The 15,399-nt window shown below is 69.4% G+C and carries 16 protein-coding genes; 9 read left to right on the top strand and 7 right to left on the bottom strand.

Features of this window, described 5'->3' with window-relative positions:
- Positions 1-78 precede the first annotated feature (78 nt).
- A complete protein-coding gene (locus A5727_RS09570) occupies positions 79-1,599 on the bottom strand; it encodes a leucyl aminopeptidase (RefSeq protein ID WP_197507631.1) in 1,521 nt (506 codons plus the stop codon).
- A 32-nt stretch (positions 1,600-1,631) separates the two neighbouring features.
- On the opposite strand from A5727_RS09570, the gene gcvT reads away from it, so the two are divergent.
- Together gcvT and A5727_RS09580 are read left to right on the top strand one after the other, a co-directional pair.
- Positions 1,632-2,729 (top strand): glycine cleavage system aminomethyltransferase GcvT, encoded by a 1,098-nt coding sequence (gcvT, locus tag A5727_RS09575; RefSeq protein WP_068248235.1) that lies wholly within the window; start codon positions 1,632-1,634, stop codon positions 2,727-2,729.
- 44 nt (positions 2,730-2,773) lie between these two features.
- A complete protein-coding gene (locus A5727_RS09580) occupies positions 2,774-3,877 on the top strand; it encodes a branched-chain amino acid aminotransferase (RefSeq protein ID WP_068248238.1) in 1,104 nt (367 codons plus the stop codon).
- A 14-nt stretch (positions 3,878-3,891) separates the two neighbouring features.
- On the opposite strand, the gene A5727_RS09585 is transcribed toward A5727_RS09580, so the two are convergent.
- Genes A5727_RS09585 through A5727_RS09600 form a run of 4 tightly spaced genes read right to left on the bottom strand, consistent with a single transcriptional unit; the run spans position 3,892 to position 6,885 of the window.
- Positions 3,892-4,617: an adenosylcobinamide-GDP ribazoletransferase gene (locus tag A5727_RS09585; RefSeq protein WP_068248241.1), complete on the bottom strand. Its 726-nt coding sequence runs from the start codon at positions 4,615-4,617 to the stop codon at positions 3,892-3,894.
- Positions 4,614-5,657 carry a nicotinate-nucleotide--dimethylbenzimidazole phosphoribosyltransferase gene (gene cobT, locus A5727_RS09590; RefSeq protein ID WP_068248244.1) on the bottom strand — a complete coding sequence of 348 codons (1,044 nt, stop codon included), beginning with the start codon at positions 5,655-5,657 and terminating at the stop codon, positions 4,614-4,616. Before cobT ends, A5727_RS09585 begins: the two co-directional genes overlap by 4 nt.
- Positions 5,654-6,187 carry a bifunctional adenosylcobinamide kinase/adenosylcobinamide-phosphate guanylyltransferase gene (locus tag A5727_RS09595; RefSeq protein ID WP_068248247.1) on the bottom strand — a complete coding sequence of 178 codons (534 nt, stop codon included), beginning with the start codon at positions 6,185-6,187 and terminating at the stop codon, positions 5,654-5,656. Before A5727_RS09595 ends, cobT begins: the two co-directional genes overlap by 4 nt.
- Positions 6,188-6,195: 8 nt before the next feature.
- Positions 6,196-6,885, bottom strand: coding sequence for a DUF3043 domain-containing protein (locus A5727_RS09600; protein ID WP_068248250.1), 690 nt, complete (start codon positions 6,883-6,885; stop codon positions 6,196-6,198).
- 72 nt (positions 6,886-6,957) lie between these two features.
- Between A5727_RS09600 and A5727_RS09605 the strand changes: the two genes are divergently transcribed.
- Entirely contained in the window at positions 6,958-8,037 is a 1,080-nt protein-coding gene (locus tag A5727_RS09605) for a glycerate kinase family protein (protein WP_068248254.1), read from the top strand.
- 80 nt (positions 8,038-8,117) lie between these two features.
- On the top strand, positions 8,118-8,474 hold the full coding sequence (locus A5727_RS09610; RefSeq protein ID WP_068248258.1) for a HesB/IscA family protein: 357 nt from the start codon (positions 8,118-8,120) through the stop codon (positions 8,472-8,474).
- Position 8,475: 1 nt separating this feature from the next.
- Here A5727_RS09610 and A5727_RS09615 read toward each other — a convergent pair whose 3' ends face one another.
- A complete protein-coding gene (locus A5727_RS09615) occupies positions 8,476-9,102 on the bottom strand; it encodes an Rv0361 family membrane protein (RefSeq protein WP_068248262.1) in 627 nt (208 codons plus the stop codon).
- A 156-nt stretch (positions 9,103-9,258) separates the two neighbouring features.
- On the opposite strand from A5727_RS09615, the gene A5727_RS09620 reads away from it, so the two are divergent.
- Positions 9,259-10,233, top strand: coding sequence for a carbohydrate kinase family protein (locus tag A5727_RS09620; protein ID WP_068248268.1), 975 nt, complete (start codon positions 9,259-9,261; stop codon positions 10,231-10,233).
- 15 nt (positions 10,234-10,248) lie between these two features.
- Here the strand turns inward: A5727_RS09620 and asnB are convergent, their stop codons facing one another.
- Positions 10,249-12,180 carry an asparagine synthase (glutamine-hydrolyzing) gene (gene asnB, locus A5727_RS09625; RefSeq protein ID WP_068248269.1) on the bottom strand — a complete coding sequence of 644 codons (1,932 nt, stop codon included), beginning with the start codon at positions 12,178-12,180 and terminating at the stop codon, positions 10,249-10,251.
- 239 nt (positions 12,181-12,419) lie between these two features.
- Between asnB and ctaC the strand changes: the two genes are divergently transcribed.
- From ctaC to A5727_RS09645, 4 genes are all read left to right on the top strand, one after another.
- Positions 12,420-13,430, top strand: a complete 1,011-nt coding sequence (gene ctaC / locus A5727_RS09630) for an aa3-type cytochrome oxidase subunit II (RefSeq protein WP_068248270.1) — start codon at positions 12,420-12,422, stop codon at positions 13,428-13,430.
- 14 nt (positions 13,431-13,444) lie between these two features.
- On the top strand, positions 13,445-13,864 hold the full coding sequence (locus A5727_RS09635) for a cytochrome c oxidase subunit 4 (RefSeq protein ID WP_068248273.1): 420 nt from the start codon (positions 13,445-13,447) through the stop codon (positions 13,862-13,864).
- Between the two features lie 142 nt (positions 13,865-14,006).
- Positions 14,007-14,741 (top strand): MmpS family transport accessory protein, encoded by a 735-nt coding sequence (locus A5727_RS09640; protein ID WP_068248276.1) that lies wholly within the window; start codon positions 14,007-14,009, stop codon positions 14,739-14,741.
- Positions 14,741-15,337 (top strand): DUF2561 family protein, encoded by a 597-nt coding sequence (locus tag A5727_RS09645; RefSeq protein WP_157521307.1) that lies wholly within the window; start codon positions 14,741-14,743, stop codon positions 15,335-15,337. The genes A5727_RS09640 and A5727_RS09645 overlap by 1 nt, the downstream gene beginning before the upstream one ends.
- Positions 15,338-15,399 lie beyond the last annotated feature (62 nt).

Raw genomic sequence — 15,399 nt, forward strand, 5'->3', positions numbered from 1 at the left:
CAATCATCACCGAGCCCACTCCGCCCTCGGAGGCCAGCCGCCGGTCACCCGACTGACCAACCTCCCTGGACATCACATCTAGCCGTTCTCGGCGATGTCCTCCAGGACCGCGAACATGGTGCGGGCCGGAACCCCGGTGCCGCCCTTGGGCGTATAGCCCCACGGGCCGCCGGTGTTGTAGGCCGGGCCCGCTACGTCGATGTGCACCCACTGCACGCCCTCGGCGACGAATTCGCGCAGGTACACCCCGGCCACCAGCATGCCGGCGAACCGCTGGGAGCTGACGTTGGCCAGGTCGGCGACCGACGACTTCAGGTCATCCTTGAGCTCGTCGGGCAGCGGCATGGGCCAGCCGTTCTCGCCGACGGACTGCGACACCGCCGCAACCCGGTCCCGGAAGTCGTCACTGCCCATCACGCCGGGGATGCGTGCCCCCAGCGCCACCGTCTGCGCGCCCGTCAGCGTCGAGGTCTCGATCAGGTAATCCGGGTTGTCCTCGCAGGCCCGCACGATCGCGTCGGCCAGGATCAGCCGGCCCTCGGCGTCGGTGTTGAGCACCTCAACCGTGGTGCCGCCGTACTGCGTGAGGACATCGCCGGGACGCTGCGCGGTGGCCGACGGCATGTTCTCGGCCATCGGGACCGTGGCGATGACGTTGATCGGCAGCTCAAGCTGCGCGGCCAGCACGACGGTCGCGATGACCGCCGCCGCACCGCCCATGTCCGAGGTCATGTGGTGCATGGACGCGGCCGGCTTGATCGAGATGCCGCCGGTGTCGAACGTGATGCCCTTGCCCACCAGGGCCACCGTCTTGGCATCCTTGCGCCCGGACCGGTGGATCAGTCGCACCAGGCGCGGCGGACGCGACGACCCCTTGCCGACACCGACGATGCCGCCGAAGCCGGCCTCCTCGAGCGCCTTGCGGTTGAGGACCTCGACTTCGAGGCCGACCGAGGAGCCCAGCGCCTTGGCGCGTTTGGCGAACTCGGCGGGAAAGAGGTGGCTCGGCGGAGTGTTGACGAAGTCCCGCGCGGTCGCGACCGCGGTGGCCACGGCCGTGGCCCGCTGGGCCCGCTTCTTGGCGTCCTTGCCGGAGGCGAGCACCGTGATGGAGCTCAGCCCCTTGTCCTTGGGAGCGGTCTTGGCGCTGCGGTAGTCGACGAAGCGGTAGGAGCCCAGGATCAGGCCCTCGACCGTCGCCTCGAGGTCAACCTCGGACAGCGTGGTGAGGACGGCCTCGGTGCCGTTGATCGAGCGCGCCGCGACCCCGGCGGCCTTGCGGATGACGTCCGCGGGCCACTCCTCGCGCGGTTTGCCCAGGCCGACGGCCAGCACGCTGCCGACCGGAAGCGACGGCGCCACCAGACGCGTGACCTGCTCGGCGCCGCCCTTGGCGCCCAGCGCCACGAGCGCCTTCTCGATCTCGGCGACGGCCTCGGCGGGCAGGAACTCCGAGGCCAGCACGGCAGGAGTGGCCTCGGGGGAGTCCGGGTCCCCGCTGACCACACCGACGATCAGCACCGTGGAGTCCAGGCCGCGCTCGGGCAGCGAGGTCGCGATGGTGACGGTGGGAGACTGGTAGGCAGGTTCGGTGCTCACGGTGATCACCCTAATCACTAGGGTGGACAGCCGTGACCGATGATCTGCTGCACGGGCCCCTGGAAGACCGCCACCGCGAACTGGGCGCCAGTTTCGCCGAGTTCGGCGGTTGGCTGATGCCGGTCTCGTATGCCGGCACCGTCTCCGAACACAACGCCACCCGCAGCACGGTCGGCCTGTTCGACGTCAGCCACCTCGGCAAGGCGCTCGTGAAGGGCCCGGGGGCCGCCGAATTCGTCAACTCCGCGTTCACCAATGACCTGACCCGCATCGCACCGGGCAAGGCGCAGTACACGCTGTGCTGCACCGAGTCCGGCGGTGTGATCGACGACCTGATCGCCTACTACGTCGCCGATGACGAGATCTTCCTGGTGCCCAACGCCGCGAACACCGCGGCCGTCGTCGCAGCCCTGAAAGAGGTTGCACCGGAGGGCATCACGGTCACCGACGAGCACCGCTCCCACGCCGTGCTCGCGGTGCAGGGCCCGAAGTCGGCCGAGGTGCTCACCGCACTGGGCCTGCCCACCGACATGGACTACATGGGTTTTGAGGATGGGGAGGTCAACGGCGTTCCGGTGCGGGTGTGCCGCACCGGGTACACCGGCGAGCACGGCTATGAACTGCTGCCGCCGTGGGATCAGGCCGCCCCGGTGTTCGACGCGCTGGTGGCCGCGGTGGCCGAGGCCGGGGGCGAGCCCGCGGGCCTGGGAGCCCGCGACACCCTGCGGACCGAGATGGGCTACCCGCTGCACGGCCATGAGCTGTCGTTGGACATCTCGCCGCTGCAGGCGCGTGCGGGCTGGGCGATCGGGTGGCGCAAGGAGGCGTTCTGGGGGCGGGACGCGCTGCTGGCCGAGAAACAGGCCGGACCGCGCAGGCTGCTGCGCGGGCTGCGCGCGACGGGCCGCGGGGTGCTGCGCCCCGACCTGCGCGTGCTCGTCGGCGACCGAGAAGTCGGGGTGACCACCTCCGGCACCTTCTCACCGACCCTGAAGGTCGGCATCGCGCTGGCGCTGATCGACGCCGATGCGGGCATCGACGACGGTGCCGTCGTCACGGTCGACGTGCGCGGTCGCGCCCTGGAATGCGAGGTGGTCAAGCCGCCGTTCGTCGACGTCCGCACGCGCTGAGTGCGCCGCAGAATTCGTTGGCGCACGGTTATACAATTCCCCCTATGACTGACGGCCCTCTTTCGTTCTCGCTTGCCCGCAATCCTCAACCGGCAAGCGACGACGTAAGGGCTGCGATCCTGCGCGACCCGGGCTTCGGCCGCTATCACACCGACCACATGGTGTCGATCACCTACAGCGACGGAGCCTGGCACGACGCCGAGGTCCTCCCATACGGGCCAATCGAACTGGATCCGTCGGCCGTTGTGCTGCATTACGCGCAGGAGATCTTCGAGGGGCTCAAGGCCTATCGGTGGGCCGACGGCTCGATCGTGTCGTTTCGGCCGGAGGCCAACGCCGCGCGGCTGCGCGCGTCGGCGCGCCGGATCGCGATCCCCGAACTGCCCGAGGACCTGTTCATCGAATCGCTGCGACAGCTCATCGCGGTGGACCACGCCTGGGTGCCGCCGGCCGGCGGCGAGGAGTCGCTGTATCTGCGGCCCTTCGTGATCGCGACCGAACCGGGGCTGGGGGTGCGCCCCGCCACCGACTACCGCTACATGGTGATCGGCTCCCCGGCGGGCGCCTACTTCAAGGGCGGTGTGAAGCCCGTCAGCGTGTGGCTGTCCACCGAGTACGTCCGGGCCAGCCCGGGCGGCACGGGTGCGGCCAAGTTCGGCGGCAACTACGCGGCCTCGCTCCTCGCGCAGGCCCAAGCCGCCGAGCACGGCTGCGATCAGGTGGTGTGGCTCGATGCCATCGAACGTCGCTACATCGAGGAGATGGGCGGCATGAACCTGTTCTTCGTGTTCGGCAGCGGCGGTTCGGCGCGCCTGGTGACCCCGGAGCTGTCCGGTTCGCTGCTGCCCGGCATCACCCGGGATTCGTTGCTGCAGTTGGCCGCTGACGCCGGCTTCGCGGTCGAGGAGCGCAAGATCGACGTCGAGGAGTTGCGCAAGAGCGCGACCACCGGCGAGATCACCGAAGTGTTCGCCTGCGGGACCGCCGCCGTGATCACCCCGGTGTCGGTGGTGAAGAACGCCGATGGCGAATTCACCATCGCCGACGGTGAACCCGGTGAGGTGACGATGGCGCTGCGCGACACGCTCACCGGCATCCAACGCGGCACGTTCGCCGACACCCACGGTTGGATGGCCCGCCTCGGCTGACCCGGCGGCGCCACCTAGCCGATCGCGAGGCCGAGGGCGGTCAACGTCGTCGCGACCTCGACGGCGGCGCCGAGCACGTCGCCGGTGACGCCACCGAACCGGCGCACACAGTGCGCCACCAACGTGACCACCAGGGCCGCGACGACAATCACCACCACAGGTCCCTGCCAGGGTCTGGGCGTGACGACCGCCGCGGCGCCAGCCAGGGCGACCACCCACGCCACGGCCACCCACCAGGGCTGAGTGCCCGCGGCCAGCGACCCCAGCGTGCTGCCCTCGGCGGCGGGGACACCGCGACGGCACGCCAACACCACCGCGACCCGTCCCGCCGCGACCGCGACGACGATCCCGGCCGCCGCCAGGTCGGCGAAGGCCAGGCCCGTCAGCCCGATCGCCAGCACCACGGCCGCCACCCCGAACGGGCCCGCGGTGCCGTCGCGCATGACGGACAGGGCCCGTTCGGGCGGGCCGTAACAGCCCAGGCCGTCGGTGGTGTCCGACAGACCGTCGATGTGCAGGCCGCGGGTGGCCAGCAGCAGCACCGCGACGGCCAGCAGGCCCGACAGGGTGCTTCCGGCGCCGAACAGCTCACCGGCACCCCAGGCGACCCCGGCCGCCAGCGCACCCAGCGCCACACCCACCACCGGCAGTGCCGTCACCGCGCCCCGGCCGAACGGGGTGCTCGACCGCAACGGCAGCACCGTGAAGAACGTGAAAGCGGTTGTCAGCGAGCCGATCACGAGTCGGAGCGGCCGGACACGCCTGCCGAGTCGAAGGTCGCCATCTGCGCCAGAGTGGCGATCGCGGCCCGGACGACGGGCAGTGCGACCATCGCGCCGGAGCCCTCGCCGAGGCGCATGCCGAGGTCGACGATGGGTTCGAGTTCCAACTGGGCCAAGGCCAATGCGTGAGCGGGTTCGGTGGACCGGTGCCCGGCCTGCCACCATGCGCGAGCCCCGGGGGCCAGGCGTTCGGCGACCAGGGCCGCCGAGGTGACCACCATGCCGTCGAGCAGCACCGGGGTCCGGCGCAGCGCGGCCTGCGCCAGGAATCCCGCCATCGCGGCAAGGTCGGCGCCGCCGCCGACACGCAGCACGGCAACAGGATCCGAGCGCACCGGATGTACCCGATAGAGCGCGTCCCGCACCGCGGCGGTCTTTCGGATCCAGCCCGCGTCGTCGATTCCGGTGCCGCGCCCGATCACCGCGACCGGTTCGGTGTTGGTCAGCGCGCACACCAGAACCGTTGCCGCGGTGGTGTTTCCGATGCCCATATCGCCGGCGATCAGCAGGTCGGCACCCGAATCCACCTCCTCGTCGGCGATGTCGCGGCCGGTGGCCGCGGCCGCGGCGACCTCGTCCTCGGACAATGCGTCGGCGACCGCGATGTTCTCGCTGGACCTGCGCACCCTGTGGGTGCCGGGCGTATCGGTGTCGACCGCGACGTCCACCACGCGCACGCCGGCACCCGCGAGTTCGGCCAGCACGTTGATCGCCGCGCCGCCGGCATCGATGTTGGCCACCATCTGCGCGGTCACCTCGGGCGGGTACGCCGACACCCCGGTCCGCGCCACCCCATGGTCGGCCGCGAACACCACGACGCGGGCCCGCTCGAACTGTGTGGGTGGGCACACGCCCTGACAGGACGACACCCACACCGACAGGTCTTCGAGGCGGCCGAGTGCGCCACGGGGTTTTGTCAGATTGTCCTGCCTGGCCCGCGCCGCCGCCGCGGCCTCTGCGTCGGGGGTCGGCACAGTGCCGAACGTGGGTGCCGTCATGACAGCCCCGCCGGTTTCACGGTCAGGGGCTGGCCGGCCACCACGAGCACCACGCGGTCGCACACCGCGGCCAGGCGCTGATTGAGGGTGCCCAGCGCGTCGGCGAACAGACGCCCAGCCGGGGTCGCGGGTACGACGCTCAGCCCGACCTCGGGACTGACCAGCACGAGGGGCCCGGCGAACTGCGTGACCGCGTCGACGAGGTCCTCCACGTCGGCGCCCACCGATCCGTCCTGCCACGCGTCGCGGCGATCCATGGTCGTCGTCAGCCAGTTGCCCACGTCGTCCACGAGGGTGGGGGCGGGGGACTGGCGCAGCACCTCGGCCACCTCGGCACTCTCCACGGTGCGCCACGACGCGGGTCTGCGGTCACGATGCCCCGCGATGCGAGCCGCGAATTCGGGGTCCTCGCGCACCGGAGCGGTGGCCACGTAGGTGATCGCGGAGTCCGCTTCGGCCGCGGCCTCGATCGCCTGCTCGGCCCAACGGGACTTCCCAGACCGGATCCCGCCGAGCACCAGTGTGCGCATCGCGGCCGTCAGTCGATCTTGTCGCCGCGGTTCACGTTCGGCCGGGGCGCCCGCAGGCGTCGCATCTGCGAGGCCCGTCCGGCGGCGTAAAGGCCCAGCCGCCAGCGGCTTTCGGTGTTGCCCGGGAACTTCACGTCCACCTTGCTGTTGACCTTGCGGGCCAGCAGGATGGCGTCGACGGCCATCATGGCCATCAGGATCAGCATGCCGGGGGAGATGTAGTACTGGACCTGCGGCACCGCAAGCATGATGAAGATCAGCGCCAGCGCCAACGGCATGAACATGCCGAGCAGGTTGTAGCGCGAGTCCACGACGTCGCGGACGTAGCGGCGCACCGGACCCTGGTCGCGGGGCAGCAGGTAGGCCTCTTCTCCGGCCATCATCCGCTCGCGGCGCTCGTTCATCCGGCCGCGGCGCTCCGCACGCTCGGCCTTGCGCTCTTCCCTGCTGAGTTTGGGGCCGGCCATGGCCTTGCGCCGCGCGCGGGCCTCGGCGGTGGTCATCGGCGCGGGCGCCACCGGGCCGCGACGACGTCCGTCGTCGCGCTTCGGTGTCGGGCGGCCCTTGGGTGCGGTGGCTTTGGCCTGTGCGGCCCTCTCCTCGGCCGCGGTTGCTGCGGCCGAGTCGGCTGCGGCGTCACCGGTCGGATCGGAGCCACCCTCCGACGCGCCGCCATTCTTACGACCCAGCAGTTTCACGCCTGCCAGATTACTGCGGTGAGCGTCGTGCCTCGTCATGCACCCACCGGAGCCGCGTTCTACGCTGGCGCAATGACTGCGCGGGAGACCTCGGCCCTGCGTGTGCTCATCGCTCCGGACTGCTTCGGCGACACCCTGTCGGCCGTGCAGGCGGCCGAGGCGATCGCCGAGGGATGGCGGCGCAGTCGTCCCGGTGACCACCTGCTGTTGGCGCCGCAGTCCGACGGTGGCCCCGGTTTCGTCGACGTGCTGGCCACTCGCTTCGGTGGAGTGCGCCAGACCCGGGTGTCCGGCCCGCTTCAGGACGAGGTCGACGCGGCGTGGGTGTTCGAGGAGGCCCACGCCACCGCCTACATCGAATGCGCCGCGGCCTGCGGACTGGCGCTGCTGGGCGGCCCGCCGACCGTCCAGACCGCGCTCGCCGCGCACACCACCGGCGTGGGCCAGCTGGTCGACGCCGCGGTGGCTGCCGGGGCACGCCGCGTCGTCGTGGGGTTGGGCGGCAGTGGCAGCACCGACGGCGGGCGGGGCCTGGTGGACGCACTCGGTGGTCTGTCCGCGGCCCGGGACCGACTCGCCGGCGTCGAACTGATCGTCGCCTCCGACGTCGAGCACCCCCTGCTGGGCCCGATGGGTGCAGCCCGTGTGTTCGGACCGCAGAAGGGTGCCGACCCCGCCACGGTCGAACTGCTCGAGGCGCGGCTGACCGACTGGGCCCGCCGCCTCGACGAGTTCGCTGGGCGCCCCGTCAGTGAACAACCGGGAGCCGGCGCTGCCGGCGGGCTCGGCGCGGCACTTCTGGCGATCGGTGGACGGCGCGAATCCGGTGCGGCGATCATCGCCGAGCACACCGACCTGGCCGACGACATCGCCTCGGCTGGGCTCATCATCACCGGGGAGGGCCGGTTCGATGACCAGTCGCTGCACGGCAAGGTGGTCAGCGCGCTGGCGGACGGAGCCCGCGCCCGCGGCATCCCGGTGCTCGTCCTGGCTGGCCAAGTCACGCTCGGACGGGAAGAGCTCGACGTGGCCGGGATCGCCGCCGCCCACGCGATCGCCGACTACGCGGGCTCTGTCCAGCGCGCGATCGACGACGCGGCCGCCCAGTTGACCGGTCTGGCCGCCAAGACCGCCGCAGAACTACGGGAATAGGCGCTGGCCTTGGTACCGTTGAAGGCGTGGGCGCACCGCTCGTGCAGCCCCAACACGCCCAACACGGCAGGGAGAAGGCAATGACTGTTCAGGACGAATCCGCCACCACCACCCATGGTGTGATCCTGACCGACGCCGCGGCCGCCAAGGCGAAGTCGCTGCTCGACCAGGAGGGCCGGGACGACCTGGCGCTTCGGATCGCCGTTCAGCCGGGTGGTTGCGCCGGCCTGCGGTACAACCTGTATTTCGACGATCGTGCCCTCGACGGCGACCTGACCGCCGACTTCAACGGCGTCAAGCTGACGGTCGATCGGATGAGCGCGCCGTACGTGCAGGGCGCTCAGATCGACTTCGTCGACACGATCGAGAAGCAGGGCTTCACCATCGACAACCCCAACGCCACGGGTTCGTGCGCGTGCGGCGACTCCTTCAACTGAGTCAGAACGCTCCCGCCGTGCGCATCACGTAGGAGCACACCAGGATCTGGTTGTTGTGCGTGAGCAGTTGTGCCACGCCCTGACGCTCCTCGGGGCCGCGCGTCCCGCGCGCGGGCGTGACCCGCATCGAGAACAGCACCTGCGCGCTGGCGGGCGACGCGAACACGATCTGGTCCACCGAGGTCACCTCGGCCCGGCTGAACTGCTTGTTGAACGCATCCGCGGACAGCTTGGCCAGCGCGTCGTCGGAGCGCCTGTCCCGCACACCGTCGTACAGGCCGCACAGCGTGTTGCGTGAGATGGTCTGCAGATCCTTGTCCGACAGCGCGTCGAGGTAGTTCTGGATCGCGGTCTTGGCGCTGCTGTCGTTGATGACGCCGGTTGTCGTCGTCGCCGCCTCATCGCGGGCCGCCCACACCACCGCGGCCACCAAACCCGCCACGGCGGCCAGCACGACCAGCCACGTGAGCAGCCTGCGCCCGCGGCGCGGTGCCGGATAGGGGACCGGTGGCGGAAGCGGACCGGGGTAGGACTGGGCCGGTCCGGGGTATCCCGGTCCATAGCCGGGGGGTACAGGCTGCACCGAGGTGACGTCGGTACCCTGAGGCGGCGGGTACGGGCCGGCCATGCTGTCTCTCCCAGATATCCGGTGAGGCCATCGTGGCAGCTCGATCGGCGAACTGTGGCTCTGGTAGGCAGGTTAGCGCACGTCGACGGTGGTGTTCGGGCGCGCGGTGGCCGCTAGGCTTCTCCTGACCGATTGATTTGAAGGGCGGACAAGTTCGTGACGATTGCTGTGACCGGATCCATCGCAACTGATCATCTGATGCGGTTTCCGGGCCGATTCTCCGAACAGCTGCTCGCCGAACATCTGCAGAAGGTCTCGCTGAGTTTCCTGGTCGACGACCTCGTGGTGCGTCGCGGCGGTGTCGCAGGCAACATGGCCTACGCGATCGGGGTCCTGGGCGGAGACGCCGCGCTGATCGGTGCGGCCGGCCTCGACTTCGCCGAGTACCGCGCCTGGCTTGAGAACGCGGGCGTGAACTGCGACCACGTTCTGCAGTCCACCACGGCCCACACCGCCCGGTTCGTGTGCACCACCGACCAGGACATGGCCCAGATCGCGTCGTTCTACCCGGGCGCGATGTCGGAGGCCCGCAACATCTCCCTGGCCGACTACGTGAACGCCGACGGCGCACCCGAATTGGTGATCGTCGGGGCCAACGACCCGGAGGCGATGTTCATCCACACCGAGGAGTGCCGCAAGCTCGGCATCCCGTTCGCGGCCGACCCGTCGCAGCAGTTGGCGCGCCTGTCCGGCGATGAGATCCGCCGCCTGATCGACGGCGCGGAGATCCTGTTCACCAACGACTACGAGTGGGACCTGCTGCTGAGCAAGTCGGGCTGGACGGCCGACGAGGTCATGGCACAGATCGGTCTGCGGATCACCACGCTGGGTGCCAAGGGCGTCGACATCGTCGATCCCGACGGGACCACGCTGCACGTCGACGTCGTACCCGAAACGCACCAGACCGATCCGACGGGCGTCGGCGACGCGTTCCGCGCCGGTTTCCTCACGGCCCGCAGCGCGGGTCTGGACCTCGAGCGCGCCGCGCAGCTCGGTTCCCTGGTCGCGGTCCTGGTCCTGGAGACCGAGGGCACCCAGGAGTGGACGTGGAACCGCGACGCGGGCCTGGCCAGGCTCAAGGACGCCTACGGCGCAGAATCCGCGAGTGCGATCGCGGCCGCACTGGTCTAGACCCCTCCGAACGGGCTACAGCTCGACGGGGTAGGTCGGCTCGCTGATCGCCGGGGTGATCGACCCCTCGACGAAGATGGCGTGCCAGAGCATGAAGATCAGCACGGTCCACAGCCGCCGGCTGTGGTCGCTGGCACCGGCCTGGTGCTCGTCGAGCATGCGGCGCACGCCGGCGCGATCGACGAGGTGGTCGGTCTGCGACTGCGCGACCATCTCATACGACCAATCCAGCAGCTCACCCGATCGCAGCCAGTGTCGGATCGGCACGGGGAAACCCAGCTTCGCGCGATGCAGAACATGCGCGGGCACGATCGGCTCCAGCGCGCGCCGCAGCGCATACTTCGTGGTGGTCCGGGTGATCTTCTGTTCCAGCGGCAGCCGCGAGGCCACCGCGAACACCTCGGGATCCAGGAAGGGCACCCGCAGTTCCAGCGAATTGGCCATCGTCATCTTGTCGGCCTTGACCAGGATGTCGCCGCGCAGCCAGGTGAACAGGTCGATGTGCTGCATGCGCGCCACCGGGTCGGCACCCTCGGACAGCGCATAGATCGGCGCCGTGACGTCGGTGTGGGTCCACTCCGGCCGGAAGTCGGGCAGTACGGCGCGCAACTGTGCGTCGTTGAAGCTGCGCGCGTTGCCGTAGTAGCGCTCCTGCAGGGTCAGTGAACCCCGGTGCAGCAGGCTCTTGCCGCGCATGCCCTCCGGCAGGGGCCGCGACATCCGGCCGACCGACCGCCGCAGCGCGGCGGGCAGGTAGTCGAAGGCCTTCAGCGACAGCGGTTCGCGGTAGATCGTGTACCCGCCGAACAGTTCGTCGGCGCCCTCGCCGGACAACACGACCTTGACGTGCTTACGCGCCTCCCGCGCGATGAAGAACAGCGGCACCAGCGCCGGATCGGCGACCGGCTCGTCGAGGTACCAGACGATCTCGGGCAGGGCTGCGACGAACTCGGCCTGCGAGACGACCTTGGCGACGTGCCGCGCTCCGATGGCCTCGGCCGAGGCGACGGCCACGTCGATCTCCGAGAAGCCCTCCCGTTCGAACCCGGTGGTGAACGTGATCAGGCGCGGGTTGTGCCGCATCGCCAACGCGGCGATCGCCGTCGAGTCGATGCCGCCGGAAAGGAATGCGCCCACGGTGACATCGGCACGCATGTGCTTGGCCACCGAGTCCTCGAGGACCGCGGTGATCTCGTCGTAGCGGGCCTGTTCACCGCCCGGGGTGAAGGGCACGGCCTTGAACTGGGGCACGAAGTAGCGGCTGACCTCCGGGGCCTGGCCCGGCCGGATCCGCGCATAGCAGCCCGACTCCAGGCGGCGGACCCCGCGGTGCAGCGTCTCGGGTTCGGGGACGTACTGCAGCACGGTGTAGTGCTGGACGGCCCGCGTGTCGATCCCGGTGTCGACCCCGAGTTCGTCGGCCAACTCGAGCAGGCATTTCTTCTCGCTGCCGACGACCGTGCCGCCGGGACCGGTTGCCATGAACAACGGCTTGATGCCGAACGGGTCCCGCGCGCAGAACAGCTCGCCGGCGACGGTGTCCCACAGGGCGAACGCGAACATCCCGCGGAGTCGTCTCAGCGCGTCGGGTCCCCAGTGGTGGTAGGCCGCGACGATGGCCTCGCCGTCGCCCTCAGTGGCGAAGACCACACCGTGCTCGGCGCGCAACTGCTCACGCAGCTCGAGGTAGTTGTAGATCTCGCCGTTGAAGACCAGCACGTAGCGGTCGGGCGTCTCCGGAGGGCCCCAGCGCAGCGGCTGGTGGCTGTGGGCGATGTCGATGATCGACAGTCGGTTGAAGCCCAGCACAGAGCGGTCGTCAGACCAGGTGCCGGGTTCGTCCGGTCCACGGTGCCGCATCAGATGCGACGCGCCCGCAACCGCTTCCACGATCTCGCTGGTGACGGACCGGGCCGGGTCGCGTACCAGGGCTAGCAGTCCGCACATCGGGAGCCAGTATGCCCCACCACCTGCGATGTGACGAAGCGGCGGGCAGCGTGGGAGACACGCACGGGCCCCGAGGGGTAGGTGTGTTGAGCCTGTCGCGGGGGCGTGGTCTACGCTGCGTAGTATTCGATTCGCGCCGCTTCAGGCGTGCTTTGGGATGGACGAAAACTCATACAGGAGGCGCCGACGTGAAAACCCGCGGGCAGGCCTTGTCACAGGGCCGATCTCGGCGGTTCCGGATGCTTGGCCTGGCGCTGACGCTGGGTACGGCTGCCGTCGTGCTCAGTGGCTGCACCTGGCAGGACGTCATCGGACTGGGCTGGCCGAAGGGCATCACCCCGCAGGCGCATGCCAACTATGACTTGTGGCTCGGATCGGTGATCGCGGCGTTCGTCGTCGGCGGCATCGTCTACATCCTGCTGTTCTGGACCTCGGTCTTCCACCGCAAGAAGGACTCCGACACGGAGTTCCCGCGGCAGTTCGGCTACAACATGCCGCTGGAGCTGGTGCTGACGGTCATCCCGTTCCTCATCATCTCGGTGCTCTTCTACTTCACCGTCGTGGTGCAGGAGAAGATGATGGAGGTCACCGACGATCCTGAGGTGGTCATCGACGTCACGGCCTTCCAGTGGAACTGGAAGTTCGGGTACCAGAAGATCGACTACGCCGACGGCACCTTCAGCTACGACGGCGCCGACCCGGAGCGCAAGGCCGCGATGGTCTCCAAGCCGGAGGACCACGGCGACGCGCACGGCGCGCACCAGGAGTACGGCGCCATCCGTGGCAGCCGCCCCGAGGACCGCAGCTACCTGAACTTCGACAAGGTCGAGACCCTGGGCTCGAGCACTGAGATTCCGATCCTGGTGCTGCCCAAGGGCAAGCGCGTCGAGTTCCAGATCGCCTCGGCCGACGTGATCCACGCGTTCTGGGTTCCGGAGTTCCTCTTCAAGCGGGACGTCATGCCCAACCCCAAGGAGAACAACTCCCAGAACATCTTCCAGGTCAGCGAGATCACCGAGACCGGTGCGTTCGTGGGCCGCTGCGCGGAGATGTGCGGCACCTACCACTCGATGATGAACTTCGAGGTCAGGGTCGTCGAACCCAACGATTTCAAGGCGTACATGCAGCAGCGCATCGCCGGTAAGGACAACGCTGAGGCACTGCAGGCGATCAACCTGCCGCCGACGTCCGTCACGACTAAGCCGTTCGACTCTCGCCGTGGCGAGCAGGTCGGCGCGCAGACCAACTGATCAGAGGGCGCAGCATGCATATCGAATCCAGGCTGTTTGAGATCCTCACGGCGTTCTTCGCGCTGGCGACCGTGGTGTACGCGGTGCTGACGGCGATGTTCGCCAGGGGCGGCGTCGAGTGGGCCGGCACCACCGCGTTGGCGTTGAGCACGGGTCTCTCGCTGATCATCGGGACCTTCTTCCGGTTCGTCGCTCGCCGACTCGACACTCGTCCCGAGGACTACGAGGACGCTGAGATCAGCGACGGCGCAGGCGAACTCGGCTTCTTCAGCCCGCACAGCTGGTGGCCCATCGCGATCGCCCTCTCCGGTTCGGTGACCGCTGTCGGCATGGCCCTGTGGCTGCCCTGGCTGATCTTCGCCGGCGTCTGCTTCATCCTGAGCACCGTGGCCGGTCTCGTCTTCGAGTACTACCTCGGTCCCGAGAAGCACTGACAGACGCTCGCACGCGTTTCGGCGGGTGTGAAGGTCACAATCCTGGCGCGACACGACGCGCCAGGATTTCCGTCGGACTCGTTCTACCGCCTCGGTTGGGTAGTGTTGCCGGGGCGCAACTAGTCGAGAAGGACAGGCGAAGATGAGCGGGCCGAATTCTCCGGGACCCGAGTCTGCGGACGAGCCGGGCGACAGAGCCGGCGAGGACCAGCCGACCGCGGTGGATCGCGTCGACGATGTCGGCGCCGGTGAATTCCCGTCACAGGCGTATTCGGCGCCTGAGTCCGAGCAGTTCATGAGCGGGCCGTACGTGCCTGCCGACGCCAATCTGTACGACTACGACGGGTACGACGGCTATAACGCCGAGGTCGCGCCGGTCGACGGTGAACGCCCGCCGCGCTGGCCGTGGGTGGTCGGCGTCACCGCGATCATCGCGGCCATCGCGCTCGTCGTGTCGGTGTCACTTCTGGTGGCCGACACCGACACGAACACCCTGGCGACGCCGGCGACCTCCACGACGACGGCGCCTCCGGTTCAGGACGAGATCACCACGACCGAACCGCCGCCGGCGCCGCCACCGACGACCACCACCACGACCCCGGCCGGGCCTCGCCAGGTGACGTATTCGGTGACCGGGACCAAGGCGCCGGGGGACATCATCTCGGTGACGTATGTGGACGCCTCGGGACGTCGGCGCACTCAGCGCAACGTCTACATTCCGTGGTCGCTGACAGTCACGCCGATCTCGCAGTCCGAGGTCGGCTCGGTGCAGGCCTCCAGCCTGTTCCTGGTCAGCAAACTGAACTGTTCGATCACTACGAGCGACGGGACCGTGTTGTCGTCCAACACCAACAACGCAGCCCAGACGAGCTGCTGATGGCCGGGATGAGGGAGCGCGCCCAGGGGTGGTCGCCCGACGTGATCGACCGTGCCCTGATCGTCGCCTGTGCGGTGGCGTGGCTGCTGGCGCTGGGCTTTGCGGTGGCCGCGGGCGTCGCCCTGGCCGACCTCGGCGGGGGACGCTCCAGCGGCACCGCGGAGGACGGGGACACGCCGTGGCTGCTGTACACCGTGATCGGGGTGTCGGCGCTGGTGATCGCCGTGGCGGTGCCCCTTCTGCTGCGGGCCCGGAAGGCGACCCCGGACAGTGTGACCGCGGCCCCGGCAGAGTCCAGCAGGGCCCGCGTCGCCGCCTCGCGAATCCATGCCGGTTATCCCGCGTCGACGGTGCGATCGGCCCCGTCTCGGCTCCCCTCGGCCGCGATGGACCGGCTGCTGCTGCGCTGTGGCCTGGGAGTCCTCACGGCAATGGGCGCGGCCTACATCGCCGTCGCGATCGCCACGCACCTGATGGCCATCGGCTCCGACGGAACGGCGTGGGCGTTGTATGCCGTGGCCGGCCTGCTCACGCTCGGGATGGCCGCGATTCCGGTGCTGCTGGTGCGACAGCTGCCGTCACAGCAGGCTGACTGACCCTCCCTGCGCGACCGTTCGGTGGGTGCGTGACGCGCCCCGCCGGATGCACGTGAGTCGCC

The sequence above is a fragment of the Mycobacterium sp. ACS4331 genome (assembly GCF_001667265.1).
Taxonomy (GTDB): Bacteria; Actinomycetota; Actinomycetes; order Mycobacteriales; family Mycobacteriaceae; genus Mycobacterium.

Bases quoted from the DNA above. Each gene is read 5' to 3' on its own strand.
- A5727_RS09580 (WP_068248238.1), top strand. From the start codon at position 2,774: ATGACTGACGGCCCTCTTTCGTTCTCGCTTGCCCGCAATCCTCAACCG.
- cobT (WP_068248244.1), bottom strand. From the start codon at position 5,657: ATGACGGCACCCACGTTCGGCACTGTGCCGACCCCCGACGCAGAGGCC.
- A5727_RS09595 (WP_068248247.1), bottom strand. From the start codon at position 6,187: ATGCGCACACTGGTGCTCGGCGGGATCCGGTCTGGGAAGTCCCGTTGG.
- A5727_RS09605 (WP_068248254.1), top strand. From the start codon at position 6,958: ATGACTGCGCGGGAGACCTCGGCCCTGCGTGTGCTCATCGCTCCGGAC.
- A5727_RS09610 (WP_068248258.1), top strand. From the start codon at position 8,118: ATGACTGTTCAGGACGAATCCGCCACCACCACCCATGGTGTGATCCTG.
- A5727_RS09615 (WP_068248262.1), bottom strand. From the start codon at position 9,102: ATGGCCGGCCCGTACCCGCCGCCTCAGGGTACCGACGTCACCTCGGTG.
- asnB (WP_068248269.1), bottom strand. From the start codon at position 12,180: ATGTGCGGACTGCTAGCCCTGGTACGCGACCCGGCCCGGTCCGTCACC.
- ctaC (WP_068248270.1), top strand. From the start codon at position 12,420: ATGCTTGGCCTGGCGCTGACGCTGGGTACGGCTGCCGTCGTGCTCAGT.
- A5727_RS09635 (WP_068248273.1), top strand. From the start codon at position 13,445: ATGCATATCGAATCCAGGCTGTTTGAGATCCTCACGGCGTTCTTCGCG.
- A5727_RS09640 (WP_068248276.1), top strand. From the start codon at position 14,007: ATGAGCGGGCCGAATTCTCCGGGACCCGAGTCTGCGGACGAGCCGGGC.
- A5727_RS09645 (WP_157521307.1), top strand. From the start codon at position 14,741: ATGGCCGGGATGAGGGAGCGCGCCCAGGGGTGGTCGCCCGACGTGATC.